The sequence below is a fragment of the Thiolapillus sp. genome (assembly GCF_048562965.1).
Classification (GTDB): domain Bacteria; phylum Pseudomonadota; class Gammaproteobacteria; order Chromatiales; family Chromatiaceae; genus Thiolapillus; species Thiolapillus brandeum_A.
Map to the genome: position 1 here is coordinate 1 of NZ_JBHNMF010001323.1, position 702 is coordinate 702.

General features: G+C 61.3%; 1 pseudogene. It reads left to right on the forward strand.

The annotated features are described in order from the left end of the window. Positions 1 to 90: 90 nt before the first annotated feature. Positions 91 to 702 (forward strand): annotated as a pseudogene (tnpC, locus tag ACOCD2_RS24100) (IS66 family transposase); the annotation flags it as partial.

The window sequence follows — 702 nt, forward strand, 5'->3', positions numbered from 1 at the left end:
CCTGCCCTGGCTGGACGAACAGGCCAACATGCGCAAGGAGAAGAACTTCTTCGAGACGACCGTTACCGAGTACCAGACGGGGGGGGCTTTGAGTTGGGATTGAGTCCTGCGCAGGCCCGGGTGATCGAATACTGGCAGGAGAAAGCCGTATTCGATACGCCTGAGGGAGAAAGCACAGTCAAAGTGGCTGCCCGCCCGATCCATCCTCTGGGCAAATGCCTGGCCAGCGTGCAGCTGCTGGCCTGGATCCTGGTGGCCAAGTACGCCGACGCCCTGCCGCTGTACCGCCTTGAAGGCATTCTCAAGCGCCATGGCGGCCACATCAGCCGCACCACGATGGCCAACTGGATCATCCGCCTGGACGACGTATTCAAGCCGTTGATCAACCTGTTGCGGGAACAACAGCTTGACGGTGACTACCTGCAGGCGGACGAGACACGGCTACAGGTACTCAAGGAAACGGGCAAAGCCGCCCAGTCGGACAAATGGATGTGGGTCATCCGGGGTGGCCCACCGGATCAGCCTGTTGTGCTCTACCACTACGATCCTTCACGCAGTGAGGAGGTGCCCTTGCGGCTGCTCGATGGCTTCGAAGGCGTTCTCCAGACCGACGGCTATGCCGGCTACAACCGGGTGTGTCGGGAAAACCCCATCACCCGCATCGGCTGCTGGGACCATGCCCGGCGCAAGTTCGTCGAAGCC